Below are 16,254 nucleotides of genomic sequence, written 5' to 3'. Positions count from 1 at the left end.
CATTATCCTTCCTCGGCCAGTTGCTCGACCAGAGCCACCAATCTGTTGGTGGCATCGGGAACACCGGCGCTTAATGCGGCAAGCGACATTTGCATGGCCGCCTGCGGGTTGCTCAAAACTGCCTCGATTTGCGCGCTCAGCGCCGCGACGTCAAGTGCACTTTCGGGGATCAAAATGGCGCCACCGGCCTTCACCAGCCCACGGGCATTGGCGGTTTGATGGTCGCCGGTCGCCGCCGCATAGGGCACCAAAATGCTGGGCCGGCCAATCACGCTGATATCCGCCACAGAGGAGGCCCCGGCGCGCGAGATCACCAGCTGCGCTTCGGACATGCGCGCGGGCACGTCGTTAAAGAACGGCTGTACATCCGCCGAAATCCCATGCTCGCTGTAAAACGCGCTGACGCGCTCCATATCTTCGCCGCGGGCCTGATGCGAGACGCGCAGATATTGGCGCAGCTCCTGCGGCAGGGCGGCAATCGCCGCAGGCACCACATCCGACAGGATGCGCGCCCCCTGGCTGCCGCCCATCACCAGGATCGACATCGGGTAGGCGCCGGGCTCGATATAGCCAGCCCCGGCCCGCTCCATCACCGCAGCCCGCACCGGATTGCCCACATGTTCATGCGGCACAGTGTCTGGCAGATCCGTCGGCCAGGTGCCGCAGGCAACCCCGGCCACCCGCGTTGAAAACAGCTGGTTTACCCGCCCCAGCACGCCATTTTGTTCGTGGATCATCCGGGGAAGTTTCAGCAGCGTCGCCGCGCCCAGGGCCGGAATTGACGGATAGCCGCCAAAGCCAATCACCGCATCCGGGCGATCCCGGCGCATCTGCAGCGCCATCGACAGAATTCCGCCGGCAATCTTTGGCGCCACCATGGCCTTGGCCAACACCCCGCCACGGGCAAAGGTGGCTGAGGAAACCTGCGTGATTTCGGTGGTATGGGGAAAGCCGCCCGTGTAGCGCGCACCGCGCGCATCGGTCGACAGCTTCACCCGCCAGCCCCGGCGCAGCATCGCCTCAGCCAGGGCCTGGGCGGGAAACATATGCCCACCGGTGCCCCCGGCCGCCATCAAGAGCAGTTTCTGTGTCATATCAATCGCGCTTCTTTGCTTGAGCCTGGCCCTGCAATCACTTTGGGCCAGCGCTTTTGGGGCTTTTGAGATCAGCCGCGCCCGCGGCCACGCAGGAAATCGGCGATCTCACCCTGCGGTCTTGCGCGGGTAAAAGACAAGAGCATCCCCACCGCAATCCCGCCGGCAATCAGCGAAGACCCGCCGTAGCTGACAAAGGGCAGCGTCATGCCCTTGGCCGGAAGCAACCGCACAGCAACCCCCATGTTGATCATCGCCTGCACACCAAACATGCAGACCAGGCCCGTCCCCGCCAGTCGAATGAAGGGGTCGCGCTCGCGCATCAGCCGGAACAGGGAGCGCACCACCACCATGGCGTAAAGGCCAATCAGTACCAAAACCAGGATCAGCCCGTATTCCTCGGCGGCGACGGCCACGATAAAATCGGTATGGGCATCGGGCAGCGACCATTTCACCTGCCCCTCACCAACACCAACCCCAAACAGCCCGCCTTCGCGGATGGCATTGGTGGCATAGCCCATCTGGGTGGTGGGATCGATTTCCGGGTTCAGGAACCCGTCGATGCGGCGGGCAAAATGCTCGGAGTTTGAATAGGCAACGATACCGCTCATCACCACCACACAGGCCATCCCGACCAACAGCAGCATCGGTGCGCCGGCAACAAAATACATCACGCCCCAGCCAAACAGGATCAGACAGGCCTGGCCAAAATCGGGCTGCAGCACCAGCATCATCACCACCGCCATACAGATCCCAAAGGAGATCAGGGTGCCGGGTGGTCCATTGATCTGCTGACTGGAGGAGATCATCCAGGCCGCAACCACGATAAACCCGGGCTTCAGAAACTCGGAGGGTTGCAACGAGGCAAAGCCCAGCGAATACCAGCGCACAGCCCCCTTGCCAAAATCCGTCCCCAGAATGGGCAGCAGCGCCAGCGCCAGAAAGGCGCAGGCAAAGCCAACAACAGCTAGGCGTCGCACCAGTTGCGGCGACATCATCGAGGTCAGGATCATCGCACCAAGCGCGGTGATGCCAAAAATGGCCTGCCGCTGCACATAGTGAAAATTGTCAAACCCGTTGCGCTCGGCCAGGGGGACCGAGGCCGCCAGGCCCAAAAGCAACCCCAATACAAAGAGCGTCAGAATGCAGGACATGGACCATTTGTCCAACGTCCGCCACCATTTTGGAAGGATCGGTTCACCTGTGGGTACAGGAACCGCTCCATAGACCATCTCAGTCATGGGATTACCGCCAGTTTTGCCTCAAGATCAGCCCCATTTTGGGGTCATTGCAAACAGAGTAACCGCAAACCGCCCTTCAAGCCAGCCCATTGATGATCCAACAGCAGGTTTTTGCAGCCGTGGTGCGCCGCCCCGCTCCCCGGTCCCACAGCGCTCTGCTGCGGCCCCTAAGGCTCGCCCCTTGCGCCACTGGCCCATCCGTGATGGATGCACTGCATGTATGTTAACACCGTGATTCTAGGCGCCGGCGCCGCCGGCATGATGTGTGCCGCCCATGCAGGCGGCGACTGCCTGGTGGTGGACCACGCCAAGTCCCCGGGGGAAAAGATCCGCATTTCCGGCGGCGGGCGCAGCAATTTCACCAATCTGGACGTCACCCCGGAAAACTACATCTCGCAGAACCCGCATTTCTGCAAATCCGCCCTGGCCCGCTATAGCCAATGGGATTTTATCTCGCTGGTCGACCGCTACGGCATCACCTGGCATGAAAAGACCCTGGGCCAGTTGTTTTGCGATGGCTCGGCCAAGCAGATCGTCGCCATGCTGGTGGATGAGCTGACACAGGCGGGGGCGCAACTCTGGCTCAAAACCTCGGTTGAGCACGTGTGCTATGAGGGCGGTCAATATCAGCTGACACTGCTGCGTGACGGCAGCCCACACCAGGTAGCCTGCGCCAATCTGGTCCTGGCCACCGGCGGCAAAAGCATCCCCAAAATGGGCGCAACCGGTCTCGCCTATGACATCGCCCGCCAATTTGGCCTGCCGCTGATTGATACTTGTCCGGGCCTGGTCCCCTTCACCTTTCCCGAGGGGCGGTTTACCGCTCTGGCCGGCACCGCCCTGCCCGCGCGCCTGTGCAACAGACGCGCCAGCTTTGACGAAGCCCTGTTGTTCACCCATCGCGGCCTCTCCGGCCCCGCGGTGCTGCAACTCTCCTCCTATTGGCAACAGGGCGAAGCGATCACCGTCAACCTGATCCCCCAGACCGACCTGTTCACCCTGCTGCGCGATCAGCGCCAGGCCCAGGGACGGCGCGCCCTCACCACTGAAATCGCCCGCCATCTGCCTGGGCGGCTGGTGGATTTCCTCGCCACCGAGTTCGCCATCACCGGTCGGTTGGCAGATCAGTCAGACGCCGCCCTGCAGGCGCTCTGCGACGCATTACAGAGCTGGCAGCTTACCCCCGGCGGCTCCGAAGGCTACCGCACCGCCGAGGTCACCCTGGGCGGCATCGACACCAATGCGCTGTCTTCCAAAACCATGCAGGCCAAATCCCAACCCGGACTGTTTGCCATTGGCGAGGCCGTCGATGTCACCGGCTGGTTGGGCGGCTATAACTTTCAATGGGCCTGGGCCTCGGGCCATGCGGCAGGCCAAGCCATCGCCACCGGAGGCGCCGCCAGCTGATCGCCCTCAACCGCCGCGGAAATTCCGTTTCGGAGCCACCCTCGCCTGCCCCCGATCAGACAGGAGAAGAGCGGCAGGCTCAGGAGAAATCGCCGAGGGGCCCCGCTTTTGGCGGGGAGACGGCTATTTCTCTTGACCCTGACGTGGCTCCTGTCAGCACGGGCCTGGGCCTGGGCGTGGGTGGTCCCGCAACGGGTTTTCCGTTTTGGTGAACCTGAGCCCCTTACCCTGAGCCCCCTAACAAAGCCCCTGCTCTGCGCTTGACCACAGGTCTTGATCACAGGTCGTGATCACTGGCCTTGACCGCAGGCCTTGACCGCAGAGTTCAGCCCAATTGAGCCGTCACCTCGGCAATAAAGTCATCGCCGCGCTGCTCAAAATTGTCATACTGATCAAAACTCGCCGCAGCAGGCGCCAGCAGCACCACATCCCCGGGCTCGGCCTCAGCCACGGCACAGGCCACCGCCCGCGCCATGGTGGTGCAGACCTCCGCCTCGACATCCAGTTGCATGGCAAAACCCGCAGCCTCGCGGCCAATCACATAGGCCTTGCGGACAGACCCGGTCTGGCCGCTCAGCGCACCCAGACCGCCCTCTTTTTCCAATCCGCCGCAGATCCAGCGGATGTTCTTGAAAGCACTCAGCGCTTTGACAGCGCTGTCCAGATTGGTCGCCTTGCTGTCATTGACATAGCGCACCCCTGCCACCTCGGCCACGGTCTGGCTGCGATGCGGCAGGCCGGGATATGTGGCCAGGGCCGCTTCGATCACCCGCGGCGCCAATCCCAAGACCCGCGCCGCCGCATAGGCGGCACAGGCGTTCTGGTGGTTGTGAGCCCCGGGCAAGCCGGTCATCTGGCGCAGATCAATCGAGCCCACCTGCCGCCCCTTGCGCATCTCGCTGAGAAAGCCTTTGCGGGCAAAGACCTGCCAGCCCGGCCCGGTCAGCTTGCGCCCCGAGGCCACCCGGATCACCCGGTCATCGCTGGCCGCCTGCGACATCTGCCCCGCCAGAAACAGCCCCTCATCCTCATCAATGCCAATGATGGCCCGATCCGGGCCGCCCTCGGCAAACAGCCTGCGTTTGGCGGCAAAATAGCCCCCCAGCCCGGCATGACGGTCCAGATGATCCGGCGACAGATTGGTCAGGATGGCCACATCCGGGGTCAGGGCGCGGGCCAGTTCGGTCTGGTAGCTGGACAGCTCCAGCACCACAACACCGGCCTCTCCGGGCGGGTCGATATCCAGCACCCCGCGCCCGATATTGCCCGCCATCTGACTGTCCCGGCCAACGCTTTCCAGGATATGATGCAGCAGCGCCACCGTGGTGGATTTGCCGTTGGAACCGGTGATGGCAACCACCTTGGGCGGCTGGTCCAGCATATCCCAGCCCTGGGCCGGCAATGACGCAAAGAACAGCCCGATATCATTGTCCACCGGCACGCCAGCCTGCAGCGCGGCGCGGATCACCGGGTTTGGCTGGGGATAAAGATGCGGGATCCCCGGCGAGGCCACCAGAGTGGCAATATCATCAAAGGCCCCCTGCCGGTGCAGATCCCGCAGCTGAAACCCCTCGGCCTCGGCCCGGTCCCGCGCCTGTGGCTGATCATCCCAACACACCGGAGTGGCGCCGCCCGCCAGCAGTGCCCGCGCCGTGGCCAGGCCAGACCGTCCCAGCCCCAAAACAGCAACCGTCGCGCCTTCAAACCCTTGAACCGGGATCATCGCCTACCTCACACTTGATCAAATTTTCGCCGCACATCACTTTTCGCCGAACAGTGCACCGCTGCTGCCCCACTTGCAAGAGCTCACAGGATCCCTTCAGGCATCTCCTCAGGCATCCCCACATACGCATCCACAAGCGCAGCCGCAGAGCCCGCAGGGCTCTGCCACCCCCAACAATTGGCAGAGAGGCAAAGCCTCTCGAAATTGGCGGGAGCCCCCCCTTTTTGCGAACAAAGGACAACAGATAGGGGCAACAAAAAAGGCGGCCAAGGCCACCTTTCTTGCATCGACTTTGCGGCAGATTCTGGCGCTGCCAGATGACCTAGCGCACTTTCAGGGTGGCCAGACCAATCATCGCCAGGATCAGGGCGATGATCCAGAACCGGATCACAATGGTGGGTTCGGCCCAGCCCTTTTTCTCATAGTGGTGATGGATTGGCGCCATCAGGAACACCCGCCGACCGGTGCGCTTGAAATAGAGCACCTGAATGATCACCGACAGGGCCTCCACCACAAACAAACCACCAACAATGGCCCAGACCAGCTCATGTTTGGTAACCACCGCGATGGCCCCCAATGCACCGCCAAGCGCAAGCGAGCCGGTGTCGCCCATAAAGACCGCAGCGGGAGGCGCATTGTACCACAAAAAGCCCAGCCCCCCGCCAAACAGCGCGGCGGCAAAGATCAGGATCTCGCCGGTGCCAGGCACATAGTGCACATCCAGATATTCGGTGAAATCGACCCGGCCAACCGCATAGGCAATAACCCCCAGGGTGCCTGCCGCGATCATCACCGGCATGATGGCCAAACCATCCAGACCATCGGTCAGGTTCACCGCATTGGCAGAGCCCACGATGACACAAATCACAAAGGGCACATAGAAATAGCCCAGATTGATCAGCGTGTCCTTGAACACCGGCAGCGCCAGCTGGTTCTGCAGCGCCTCAGGGTGATAGGCCCGGGCGCAGAGCGCCGCAATCACCGCAATGATGATCCCCAACAGCAGCCGCAGCTTGCCCGACACTCCGGCGGTGTTCTGCTTGGACACTTTGGCGTAGTCATCGGCAAAACCAATCAGCGCAAACGACAGGGTGACAAACAGCACCAGCCAGACAAAGGGATTGTCCAGCCGTGCCCAGATCAGAGTGGCGGTCAACAGCGCCCCGACGATGAGCAACCCGCCCATTGTTGGCGTCCCCGCCTTGGTGAAATGTCCCTCTGGCCCGTCATCGCGGATCGGCTGCCCCTTGCCCTGCCTGCGGCGCAGCACATTGATCAGCGGTTTGCCAAACAGAAAGCCAAACAAGAGCGCGGTCATAAAGGCGCCCCCTGCCCGGAAGGTGATATAGCGGAACAGGTTGAAAAAATCGCCGCCATCCGACAGGGCTGTCAGCCAATAGAGCATCTCGGATTGATCCTCGCCTTTAGGTTAAGTTTCAAGATTAGCGCTTGCCATGACCCAATTCCCGGATGCCGTCAACGATCTTGGAGAGCCCGGCGCTCAAAGATCCCTTGGCCAGCACAATATCGCCACAGCGCAGCTGCGCGGGTAAATCGGGCACCACATCCGCTGCGGTTGCGTAGTGCCCGCCGCGCTTACCCGCTGGTAAAGCCCGGTGCAGATGCGCCATCAGCGGGCCAATGCAATGGATGGTGTCCAGCGCCTGCAGCGCCGCCAGATCGGCAAGACCCGCATGTAATGCGACCTCCTGCGGACCCAGCTCGCCCATGTCACCAAGATAGGCAATCTTGCGCCCTACGGTCGCGGCGCCATCGGATCCCACCGCCAGTTTTGGCGTCGCCGCCAGCACCGCCAGGGCCGCCGCCATCGAGGTGGGGTTGGCATTATAACTATCGTCCAGGATCAGCAGCTTACCGCCATCCATTTCGACCTCAACCCGGGCGCCGCGTCCCTGAACCGGCGACCACAGGGCCAGAACCTGCGCCGCCCGTTGCAGATCCGCGCCGACGGCGGCAACACAGGCCAATGCGCCAAGGGCATTCATCGCAAAATGCGCGCCCAGCGACTGGATGGTGAGGCTCAAAGCCTGCGCTCCACAGTGCACCTCGGCCAGGGTGGCCGCGCCCCTCATCTGGGTGGAGCGCAATCTATACTCAGGTGCCGTGGTCCCAAACCACAGTTGCGACACCTCCAGACGCCGGGCCTCCTCCGCCAGAACCTGCGCCGTTTCGATATCCGCGTTCAGCACCGCCACACCGCCGGGTTCCAGCCCCTGCATGATGGCGGATTTTTCACGGGCGATGCCCGCCACATCCTCAAAAGCCTCCAGATGCACCGCGGCCACCGTGGTCACCATGGCCACATGCGGGCGCGCCTGCCGGGCCAGCGGCGCGATCTCGCCGGGGTGATTCATGCCAATTTCGATCACTGCAAACTCAGTGTCGCGCGGCATCCGCGCCAGGGTCAGCGGCACCCCCCAATGGTTGTTGTAGCTGGCAACGGCCGCATGGGTGCGGCCCTGATCGGCCAACATGCAGGCCAGCATTTCCTTGGTCGAGGTCTTGCCAACCGAGCCGGTGACGGCAATCACCCTGGCCCGGGTGCGCGCCCGCGCCGCCTGCCCCAGGGCCTCCAGCGCCGCCTGCACATCCTCGACAATCAACAAGGGGGCATCTGCCGCCAGGCCCTCTGGGCGATGGCTGACCAGCGCAGCCCCAGCGCCTTTTTGCAGCGCCTGGGCCACAAAATCATGGCCGTCGCGCGCCGCCTTCAGCGCCACAAACAAATCTTGGGGCTGCAGCGTACGGGTGTCAATCGACAGGCCCATGACCTGCCAGTCTCCCTGAGCCTCACCACCGGTTGCGGTTGCGGCCTCTGCCGCCGTCCAAAGCGCGCTCATATTGCTTTTCCTTCCAGAACGGCGACGGCCATACTGGCCTGCTCCACATCGTCAAAGGGCAAAACATCGCTGCCAACCACCTGGCCGCTCTCGTGGCCCTTGCCGCAGATCAGCAGCACATCGCCCGTGCCCAGCATGTCAACGCCGCGCAGGATCGCCTCGGCCCGGTCGCCCACCTCCAGCGCATCGGGTGCACCACCTTTGACCGCCGCGCGAATGACAGCCGGATCTTCGCTGCGCGGGTTATCATCGGTCACGATGACAACATCGGCATTGTCCTGTGCCGCCTGCCCCATCAGGGGACGCTTACCGGCGTCGCGGTCGCCGCCGGCGCCGATGATGGCAATCAGACGTCCCAGCACATGTGGGCGCAGGGCCTTGATCGCAGTGGCCACCGCATCCGGGGTATGGGCGTAGTCGACAAACACAGCGGCGCCATTGTCGCGGGTTGCGGCATGTTGCATGCGGCCGCGCACCGTCGTCAATTGTGGCAGGGTGTCAAACACCGCCGCCGGGTCTTCACCTGCGGCAATCACCAGCCCGCAGGCCAAAAGCACGTTTTCCGCCTGAAAGCCGCCGATCAGGTTCAACCGCACCTGAAAGGGGCGACCATGCCAGCTGAACCGCAGATCCTGCCCGGTGTCATCAAAGCGCTGCCCGGTGAGGCTGATATCGCCCAGGCCCCGGCCAATGCTGATCACCTCCTGGCCACGCGCAGCCGCCACCGCGCGCATCTCGGCGCCGCGCGGGTCATTCATGTTGATCACCGCCACACCATCCTCGGGCAGAACCCGGCGGAACAACCCCGCCTTGGCGGCAAAATAGGCCTCGAATGTCTCGTGATAATCCAGATGATCCTGGGTGAAATTGGTAAAGCCCGCCGCCGCCAGCTGCACCCCATCCAGGCGACACTGGTCCAGCCCATGCGAGGAGGCCTCCATCGCCGCATGGGTGACACCTGCGGCTGCGGCCTTGGCCAGGGCGCGGTGCAGGGTGATGGGCTCAGGTGTGGTATGGGCCAGCGGCAGGCTCCAGGCGCCCTCAATCCCGGTGGTGCCCAGGTTGACCGCCTGGTAACCCAACGCGCACCAGATCTGGCGCACAAAGGTCGCCACCGAGGTTTTGCCATTGGTGCCAGTCACCGCCACCATTGTCTGCGGCTGTGCACCAAACCAAAGCGCGGCAGCATAGGCCAGCGCCTGACGCGGATCTTCCACGATCACCAGCGCCGCATGGCTCTCTTCCAGAGGCTTTGCCGCAATCCTGGCGCCTGCTGCATCGGTCAGGATGGCAACCGCCCCCTGTTCCAGCGCCGCCGGGATAAATTTGGCACCATGGATCTGACTGCCCGGCAGGGCGGCAAACAGGGTTCCCTTGGCCACCCGACGGCTATCAACGGAGAGCCCGGAAATCAGCGGATCAGCGCCGCCACGGGCGGTCAGCCCCAGCTCGCTCAGGGGGCGGAGATCGGAAGTATCGTCGGGGTTGCTGCGCATCTGCGGCCCTCACCAGGTATTGGGCCCGGGATTACTCGCCGGGATCAGTTTGAGGTGAGGGTTATACCAGTCACCTCGGCGGGTTCAACTTGTGGTCTGAGACCCAACAGCGGTGCCAGACGCCCGATCATTTCGGCCGCCACGGGAACCGCTGTCCAGCCTGCGGTGCGGCGCTCTTCGCCATAGGCACTGACCGAGGGTTCATCCAGCGTCACCACCAGCACATATTTGGGATCATGCGCCGGGAAGATCGAGGCAAAGGTCGCGATCACCTTGTCCTCGTAATAGCCGCCAAGCGGTCTGGGCTTGTCGGCGGTGCCGGTCTTGCCGCCCACCTGATAGCCAGGAACCCGGGCAAAGCTGGCGGTGCCCTCGGTCACCACATGGCGCAGCATGGTGCGGGCAGCCTCGGCTGACTGTTCGGACATGATACGGCGGCCCAATTGCGGGCCATCCTGTTTCAAAATTGTCGGGCTGACATAGCGGCCCCCGTTTGCAACCGCCGCATAGCCTGCCGCCAGATGCATCGGCGTGGTAGAGATCCCGTGCCCATAGGAGATGGTCATCGCCGACAGCTCTGACCAGTTTGTTGGCAGCAAAGGCTGCCCGCCCTGCGCCTCAACGATCTCAAACGGGGTTGCTTCCAGCATCCCCAGATCCCGCAGGAAATCCTGCTGACGCTCAGCGCCGATCTGCTGTGCCAGCCGGGCAGTGCCGATATTGGAGGATTTCACGATGATCTTGGTCACCGACAACTCGTTGCCGTAGTTGCGGTAATCCTTGATCGAGAATTTCCCCCAACGCAGCGGACCGCGAGTGTCAATGATAGTATCCGGGGTCACCAGCCCCAGATCCATCGCCTGGGCCGCGGTGAAAATCTTGAAGGTCGAGCCAAGCTCGTAAACGCCCTGCACAGCGCGGTTGAACAGCGGGCTCACCGAGGGATCAAAGCCAGAGGTTGGTGGCGCCGGACGTTCATTTGGGTCAAAGTCCGGCAGCGAGACCACCGAGATCACCTCGCCGGTCTGCACATCCATCAGGATCGAGGTGGCGCCTTTGGCATTCATCAGCCGCATGCCGCCATCCAGCACCCGTTCAGCCGCGGCCTGCACAGTAAGATCCAGCGACAGGGTCAGCGGTTTGCTGCCATTGGCAGGGTCACGCAGATAGTCGTCGAACTGCTTTTCCACACCCGCAACCCCGATCACCTCGGCGGCGCTGACGCCCTCCTTGCCAAAGCTGGCCCCGCCCAGAACATGGGCGGCAACAGATCCATTGGGATAAAGACGCATCTCGCGGGGGCCAAACAGCAAACCGGGATCACCAATATCATGCACCGCCTGCTTTTGCTCGGGGCTGATTTTCTTTTTGATCCAAAGGAACTTGCGGGCGCCGGTGAACTTTGCCAACAGGTCCGCATGGTCCAGATCCGGGAAGATCTCGACCAGACGATCCGCAGCATTTTGCGGATCAATCAGCTGCTGCGTCTGCACATAAAGCGAATGGGTTTCAAAATTGGTCGCCAGAATGCGCCCCTCGCGGTCCACGATATCGGCGCGCTGCATGGCGATGACGCTGCCCGCGACACTGGCAACGGGTTCACGCGGTTCAGAGGTCGCCATAACCCCCATACGCGCCGCAACAGCCGCATAGGCACAGAGGAAAAACACCCCCAGCACCAGCAGTCGGCCCTCGGCGCGTTGCCGCGATTTCACCTGCATGTCGTCGTGGCGCTGACGAATATTCTCTCGTTCAATCGCGTCGGGGTTCTCCCCCTTGGAGCGCGCATCCAGAATCCGTGCCAGCGGGCGCAGCGGCTTGCGGGTCATTGGCCTGCCTCCTCACCCCGGCGGGCATTCAAGCCCGAGACCTCAACACCTTCGGAGATCTGCAACGCGGGCTGCACCGGATAGGTGACCTCATCCACCCGGCCAAACTGGTCGGGGCGCAGCGGCAGCAGCCCCAGGCGTTCAAAGTTCAGCTCGGCCAGTTCAAGCAACCGGTCCGGACGGTTCAGATAGGCCCATTCCGCCCGCAATACGCTGAGCCGCACCTGCGCAGCGCCAATTTGACGTTGCAGGCCACGGGTTTCTTTCAGCACCTGCTGGGTGGCGTAGTTTTCGCGGTAGGCCCAAAAGGCGAGACCAAAAACGGCCAGCGCTGTGATCGCATAGAGCAGAGACTTCATTTCCGCCCCTCTTTCAATTGCGGCATGCTCAGATCTTTGGCCGTGATCGGCACGGGCTCCGCATCGGTGCGTCGCCCAACCCGCAGCCGGGCAGAGCGCGACCGGGGATTTTCCGCCAGCTCGTCGTCATCGGGGCCAACTGCCTTGCGGGTGACCAATTCAAACTGCGAGGGGATTTCTTCGATTTCCGGCGCGTAGCGATTGGCCCGCCCGGTTTTATTGGCCCGGTGCTGGAAGAAGCGTTTGACCATGCGATCTTCGACCGAATGGAAGGTGACAACAGCCAGCAGCCCCCCCGGTTTCAAGGCGCGTTCTGCCGCCAAGAGCCCATTGAACAGCTCTTCGTATTCGGCGTTCACCGCAATCCGCAGCGCCTGAAAGCTGCGGGTGGCGGGATGCGATTTGCCCTGTTTGGCACGCGGCAGGCATTGCTCTACCAGCTTGGCCAGCTGCAGCGTCGTGGTGATCGGCGCCAACTCGCGGGCCTTGACGATGGATTTGGCAATCCGCCGACTGGCGCGTTCCTCGCCATAGTGGAACAGAATATCAGCCAGCTGCACTTCGCTGAGCTCTGCCACCAGATCCGCCGCCGAGGGTCCAGACTGCGACATCCGCATATCCAGCGGCCCGTCGCGCATGAAAGAAAAGCCGCGTTCGGCCAGATCCAGCTGCATCGAGGACACGCCAAGGTCCAGCACCACCCCGTCCAGATCCTGGGCGTATTCATCCATCCGTGAAAACACGCCCTCCTGCAGCACCAGGCGGTCGCCATAGTCTGCCGCCCAGGGCCTGGCCAATTCAAAGGCCAATGGATCGCGGTCAACGCCAATCACCTGATCGGCACCGGTCTCCAGCAGGCCCCGGGTATAGCCGCCAGCGCCAAAGGTACCATCCAGCCAACGGCCCGACACCGGCGCCACCGCCTTGAGCAGCGGGCGCAGCAGAACCGGAACATGGGGACCAGTAGGCGTGGGGCGGTCCGTGGTCATTTACCTATGCGCCTCCGGCGCCATCAAGGAACTCCAGCAGGTCAAAGCCTTCTGGCAATTCATCCATCCATTTATCAGCAAGAGCCTGTTCTTCTTTTTCGTAGGTTTCAGGCTTCCAAAGCTGGAACGTGTCCCCGGCAGCCATAAAGAAGACTTCTTTCTCCAGGCCAATCTTGTTGCGCAGTTTTGCGGGCAGAACCAGGCGACCGGTCTCATCTATCGTAGTGGGAAAAGACTGGCCGTGAAACATGCGCTGTAACATCTTGCGCTGCATCGAGCCACGCGGCAGCGCATCAATCTTGTCATCGACTTCCTCAATCGCTTCCATCGTATAACATTCAAGATAGTTGCGCGTGTGGTCACCGTAGACAATCACCAGTTCGGGGTTTTCGCCGGATTTCCAGTTTGGGTCGCTCGCCTCGATCACACGACGAAAGGAGGCCGGAATTGATACCCGCCCCTTTGTATCCACCTTATGGTGGCTTTCGCCTCTGAACCTGCGGCCCAAAATCTTGCCCTCATATGCGCACTTTGGCGCGTTATCTCCCCCAGAAACTAAGGAAGGCGAGTTGATCTGCTGCCACTGATCAACCCGCCTCCTAATTCCCGCTTAGCGGGGTGTCCGACTGCGCGCGCCACCTGGGGGGATGTCTGCTCGCCCGCGCGCCGGATCTCTCATTGTTCGGATGAAGTGAAGGCCTGTATGAACCTGCTTATTATTATGAGCTGGGGTCTTTGGTGCCCCTATTTGCTCTCCGCCGCATCCGATAAGAAAGGGATACTATGGGAAATCATGGCCTGACAACCCTCAATTCAAAAAAGACACCACAAAAGAAACCTCGACACCACAGATCGGCAAAATTTCATTAACCACATTCTGGAAATTCACGCACAAATTGCGGTTTTTCAACACATGAGCACAATATGTAGATGTGAAAAAAAGTTGTCAAAACCGGGCCATCTTGGCCCATGAATTCCCAGCGCGGCAGCGCTCCATTAACAGAGAATTAACAGTTCTCACAATGTTCCGCCCGCTTCCTGTGTGTAACTTTGTGGATAATGGGAATTTGACCACGATTCGCGCTGCGATTCGCGGTGACCCACAAAAACTTCCGCACCAACCGCACCATCCCACCCCATTGCGGACCATAAAATCCCACACATCCCATGGTTTCCCATAGCCGCTGAAAAATCGACAAGACCTGCTGTGGATTGTGAACTTCAGGGCAAGCCCAGCGGTTATGGGCGCGCGTCTTAGACCTGTGACAGTCCAGCACCCCCGGACAAAGCCCACCCACCCCTGGGCATCGCAGGCTTCAAATCGCAGGCTTCACATCATGGGCCGCAAATCATGGGTCTCAAGTCAAAGGCAACAAAACCCGCCTAGGCCATTCCACCCGCGACAAGCCCCCTGGCAATCTGGGCGTAGGCCTCAGATACAGGCCCCTCGCCCAGGGCAACCGGCGTGCCCGCATCCCCTGCCAGGCGGGTCTCAAGATCAATAGGCAAGGCTCCCAACAACGGCAGGCCCAGGGACTTTGCCTCACTGGCGACACCGCCATGGCCAAAGATATGATGCACCCCGCCGCAATCCGGGCAGGTAAAGAAGGACATGTTCTCGATCAGACCCAGGACCGGCGTCTTCAGCGTCTTGAACATATCCAGCGCCTTGCGGGCGTCGATCAGGGCGACATCCTGTGGCGTACTGACAACAATGGCGCCGCTCAGCTCGCTTTTGGTGCAGAGCGTCAGTTGCACATCTCCGGTCCCCGGGGGCAAGTCCACGATCAGCACATCCAACTCCCCCCAGTTCACCTGCCCCAGCATCTGCTGCAGCGCCCCCATCAACATGGGGCCACGCCAAACCACGGCCTTATCCTCTGGCACCATAAATCCAATAGACATGATGGTCACACCATGGGCCCTGAGCGGTTCGATCACGGTGCCATCCGGGCTGGCCGGACGACCAGAAACCCCCATCATGCGAGGTTGGCTCGGACCATATATATCCGCATCCAACAAGCCAACGCGCCGCCCCTGACGGGCCAGGGCCACTGCAAGATTGGCACTGACGGTGGATTTGCCCACGCCGCCCTTGCCAGAGGCCACAGCCAGTATACGGGAAACCCCCTTAGGCTTGATCGGAGTGGCCTGTGGTTTTGGATGGCCACCAATTTTCAGGCTTGGGGCCGACAGTGTCGCGCCCGGTGTCGCGCCCGGTGTCGCCGCCGGTTTTGCCGCCTGTCTTGCCGCAGGACCATGGGCCGTCAGCGCCACAGACACGGACCCCACGCCATCCAGTGCCAGTACCGCCGCTTCGGCTGCGCGGCGCAAAGGCTCCATATGCTGCGCGATTGCCGGGCTCGGGGCCTCAATGACAAAACTGACCTTCGCCAGCCCATTCACGCCCTCGCCCGCCTGAAGGGTCAGCGCACGTATCATATCCCGCGAGATCAAGGTGCCACCGTCTGGCAGGGCCAAGCGCTCCAGCGCCTCCTCGACTCGTTTATGCGTCACTGACATGTCCGTCCCTTCCTGTGCCCCATCTTGGGGATCACCCCTTGTTTGAGCTCTCTTGCGATGCAGGCCGCACCTTGTGCCGAGCGCGGCCATTGCGCAAGGAAAAGCTATCGTCGGAAAACACACGGCTGCCCTAACGGAATGCAGATTTGGACAAATATGCCCAAAAAACAGCCTGTTTACAAAAGGGTAACAATAGACCTATGCAAATGCTGCATAGCAGAAATGTCCTCTTTAGGGATTGTGCACCTGCAGCATTTAACTATTTTGATTTCAAGAAACGCCGGTAACGGCACAACGAAATAGATAAAATCTGAGGATAGACCTGATGGCCGCTGTAAACCAAATCGCAACATCCAAGTCTGTATTCTCGACTCTACCAACAGCCTGGATCGACGAGCTGAGCACAAAATTCGCTCGTTACCGCCTGTACCGCCAGACCTACAATGAGCTCTCCGAGCTTTCGGGTCGCGACCTGGCAGATCTGGGCCTGCACCGCTCGATGATCAAACGTCTCGCCTATCAGGCGGCCTACGAAAACAACTAATAGAGATCAGGCTCTTTTCTCCTCCTCCCTAAAGGGCCTGTCCTACGCGGTGACATCCTCCTCCTCCCTGATGTCACCGCACCTAATACCGGCTAACCCCGGAACAGAATGCATCTGGATCTCCTCCTCCCTTGGTCCTGATGTTGTCATGAACGGCGGTGCCCTCTCCTCCTCCCTGGGCGCCGCCG

13 protein-coding genes are annotated in these 16,254 nt (G+C 61.5%); 2 read left to right on the top strand and 11 right to left on the bottom strand.

What is annotated here, in order from left to right:
- Nucleotides 1–2: 2 nt before the first annotated feature.
- Entirely contained in the window at nucleotides 3–1,094 is a 1,092-nt protein-coding gene (locus ARCT_RS0108455) for a UDP-N-acetylglucosamine--N-acetylmuramyl-(pentapeptide) pyrophosphoryl-undecaprenol N-acetylglucosamine transferase (protein ID WP_027239676.1), read from the bottom strand.
- A gap of 71 nt (nucleotides 1,095–1,165) precedes the next feature.
- Nucleotides 1,166–2,335 carry a putative lipid II flippase FtsW gene (gene ftsW / locus ARCT_RS0108450; protein WP_027239675.1) on the bottom strand — a complete coding sequence of 390 codons (1,170 nt, stop codon included), beginning with the start codon at nucleotides 2,333–2,335 and terminating at the stop codon, nucleotides 1,166–1,168.
- Nucleotides 2,336–2,551: 216 nt separating this feature from the next.
- On the opposite strand from ftsW, the gene ARCT_RS0108445 reads away from it, so the two are divergent.
- On the top strand, nucleotides 2,552–3,742 hold the full coding sequence (locus ARCT_RS0108445) for a BaiN/RdsA family NAD(P)/FAD-dependent oxidoreductase (protein WP_027239674.1): 1,191 nt from the start codon (nucleotides 2,552–2,554) through the stop codon (nucleotides 3,740–3,742).
- 325 nt (nucleotides 3,743–4,067) lie between these two features.
- Here the strand turns inward: ARCT_RS0108445 and murD are convergent, their stop codons facing one another.
- The 9 genes from murD to ARCT_RS0108400 form a co-directional block, all read right to left on the bottom strand.
- Nucleotides 4,068–5,465 carry a UDP-N-acetylmuramoyl-L-alanine--D-glutamate ligase gene (murD, locus tag ARCT_RS0108440; RefSeq protein ID WP_027239673.1) on the bottom strand — a complete coding sequence of 466 codons (1,398 nt, stop codon included), beginning with the start codon at nucleotides 5,463–5,465 and terminating at the stop codon, nucleotides 4,068–4,070.
- 322 nt (nucleotides 5,466–5,787) lie between these two features.
- Nucleotides 5,788–6,870 carry a phospho-N-acetylmuramoyl-pentapeptide-transferase gene (mraY, locus tag ARCT_RS0108435; protein ID WP_027239672.1) on the bottom strand — a complete coding sequence of 361 codons (1,083 nt, stop codon included), beginning with the start codon at nucleotides 6,868–6,870 and terminating at the stop codon, nucleotides 5,788–5,790.
- Nucleotides 6,871–6,907: 37 nt separating this feature from the next.
- Nucleotides 6,908–8,326 carry a UDP-N-acetylmuramoyl-tripeptide--D-alanyl-D-alanine ligase gene (locus ARCT_RS0108430; protein ID WP_027239671.1) on the bottom strand — a complete coding sequence of 473 codons (1,419 nt, stop codon included), beginning with the start codon at nucleotides 8,324–8,326 and terminating at the stop codon, nucleotides 6,908–6,910.
- Nucleotides 8,323–9,822, bottom strand: a complete 1,500-nt coding sequence (locus ARCT_RS0108425) for a UDP-N-acetylmuramoyl-L-alanyl-D-glutamate--2,6-diaminopimelate ligase (protein ID WP_027239670.1) — start codon at nucleotides 9,820–9,822, stop codon at nucleotides 8,323–8,325. Before ARCT_RS0108425 ends, ARCT_RS0108430 begins: the two co-directional genes overlap by 4 nt.
- A 44-nt stretch (nucleotides 9,823–9,866) precedes the next feature.
- Complete coding sequence (locus tag ARCT_RS0108420) at nucleotides 9,867–11,651, bottom strand: peptidoglycan D,D-transpeptidase FtsI family protein (RefSeq protein ID WP_027239669.1); 1,785 nt, start codon at nucleotides 11,649–11,651, stop codon at nucleotides 9,867–9,869.
- Nucleotides 11,648–12,010, bottom strand: a complete 363-nt coding sequence (gene ftsL / locus ARCT_RS0108415; RefSeq protein ID WP_027239668.1) for a cell division protein FtsL — start codon at nucleotides 12,008–12,010, stop codon at nucleotides 11,648–11,650. Before ftsL ends, ARCT_RS0108420 begins: the two co-directional genes overlap by 4 nt.
- Nucleotides 12,007–12,999, bottom strand: a complete 993-nt coding sequence (gene rsmH / locus ARCT_RS0108410) for a 16S rRNA (cytosine(1402)-N(4))-methyltransferase RsmH (protein WP_027239667.1) — start codon at nucleotides 12,997–12,999, stop codon at nucleotides 12,007–12,009. Before rsmH ends, ftsL begins: the two co-directional genes overlap by 4 nt.
- 4 nt (nucleotides 13,000–13,003) lie before the next feature.
- Nucleotides 13,004–13,471, bottom strand: a complete 468-nt coding sequence (gene mraZ / locus ARCT_RS0108405; RefSeq protein ID WP_036785624.1) for a division/cell wall cluster transcriptional repressor MraZ — start codon at nucleotides 13,469–13,471, stop codon at nucleotides 13,004–13,006.
- Nucleotides 13,472–14,382: 911 nt separating this feature from the next.
- Complete coding sequence (locus tag ARCT_RS0108400) at nucleotides 14,383–15,522, bottom strand: Mrp/NBP35 family ATP-binding protein (protein WP_027239665.1); 1,140 nt, start codon at nucleotides 15,520–15,522, stop codon at nucleotides 14,383–14,385.
- Between the two features lie 325 nt (nucleotides 15,523–15,847).
- Here ARCT_RS0108400 and ARCT_RS0108395 point away from each other — a divergent pair, with 325 nt between their 5' ends.
- Complete coding sequence (locus ARCT_RS0108395) at nucleotides 15,848–16,066, top strand: DUF1127 domain-containing protein (RefSeq protein ID WP_027239664.1); 219 nt, start codon at nucleotides 15,848–15,850, stop codon at nucleotides 16,064–16,066.
- Nucleotides 16,067–16,254: the final 188 nt, after the last annotated feature.

Source organism: Pseudophaeobacter arcticus DSM 23566, from assembly GCF_000473205.1.
Lineage (GTDB): Bacteria > Pseudomonadota > Alphaproteobacteria > Rhodobacterales > Rhodobacteraceae > Pseudophaeobacter > Pseudophaeobacter arcticus.
Note: the sequence above shows the minus strand (reverse complement) of the source record. Positions and strands in the feature narration are given on the sequence as shown.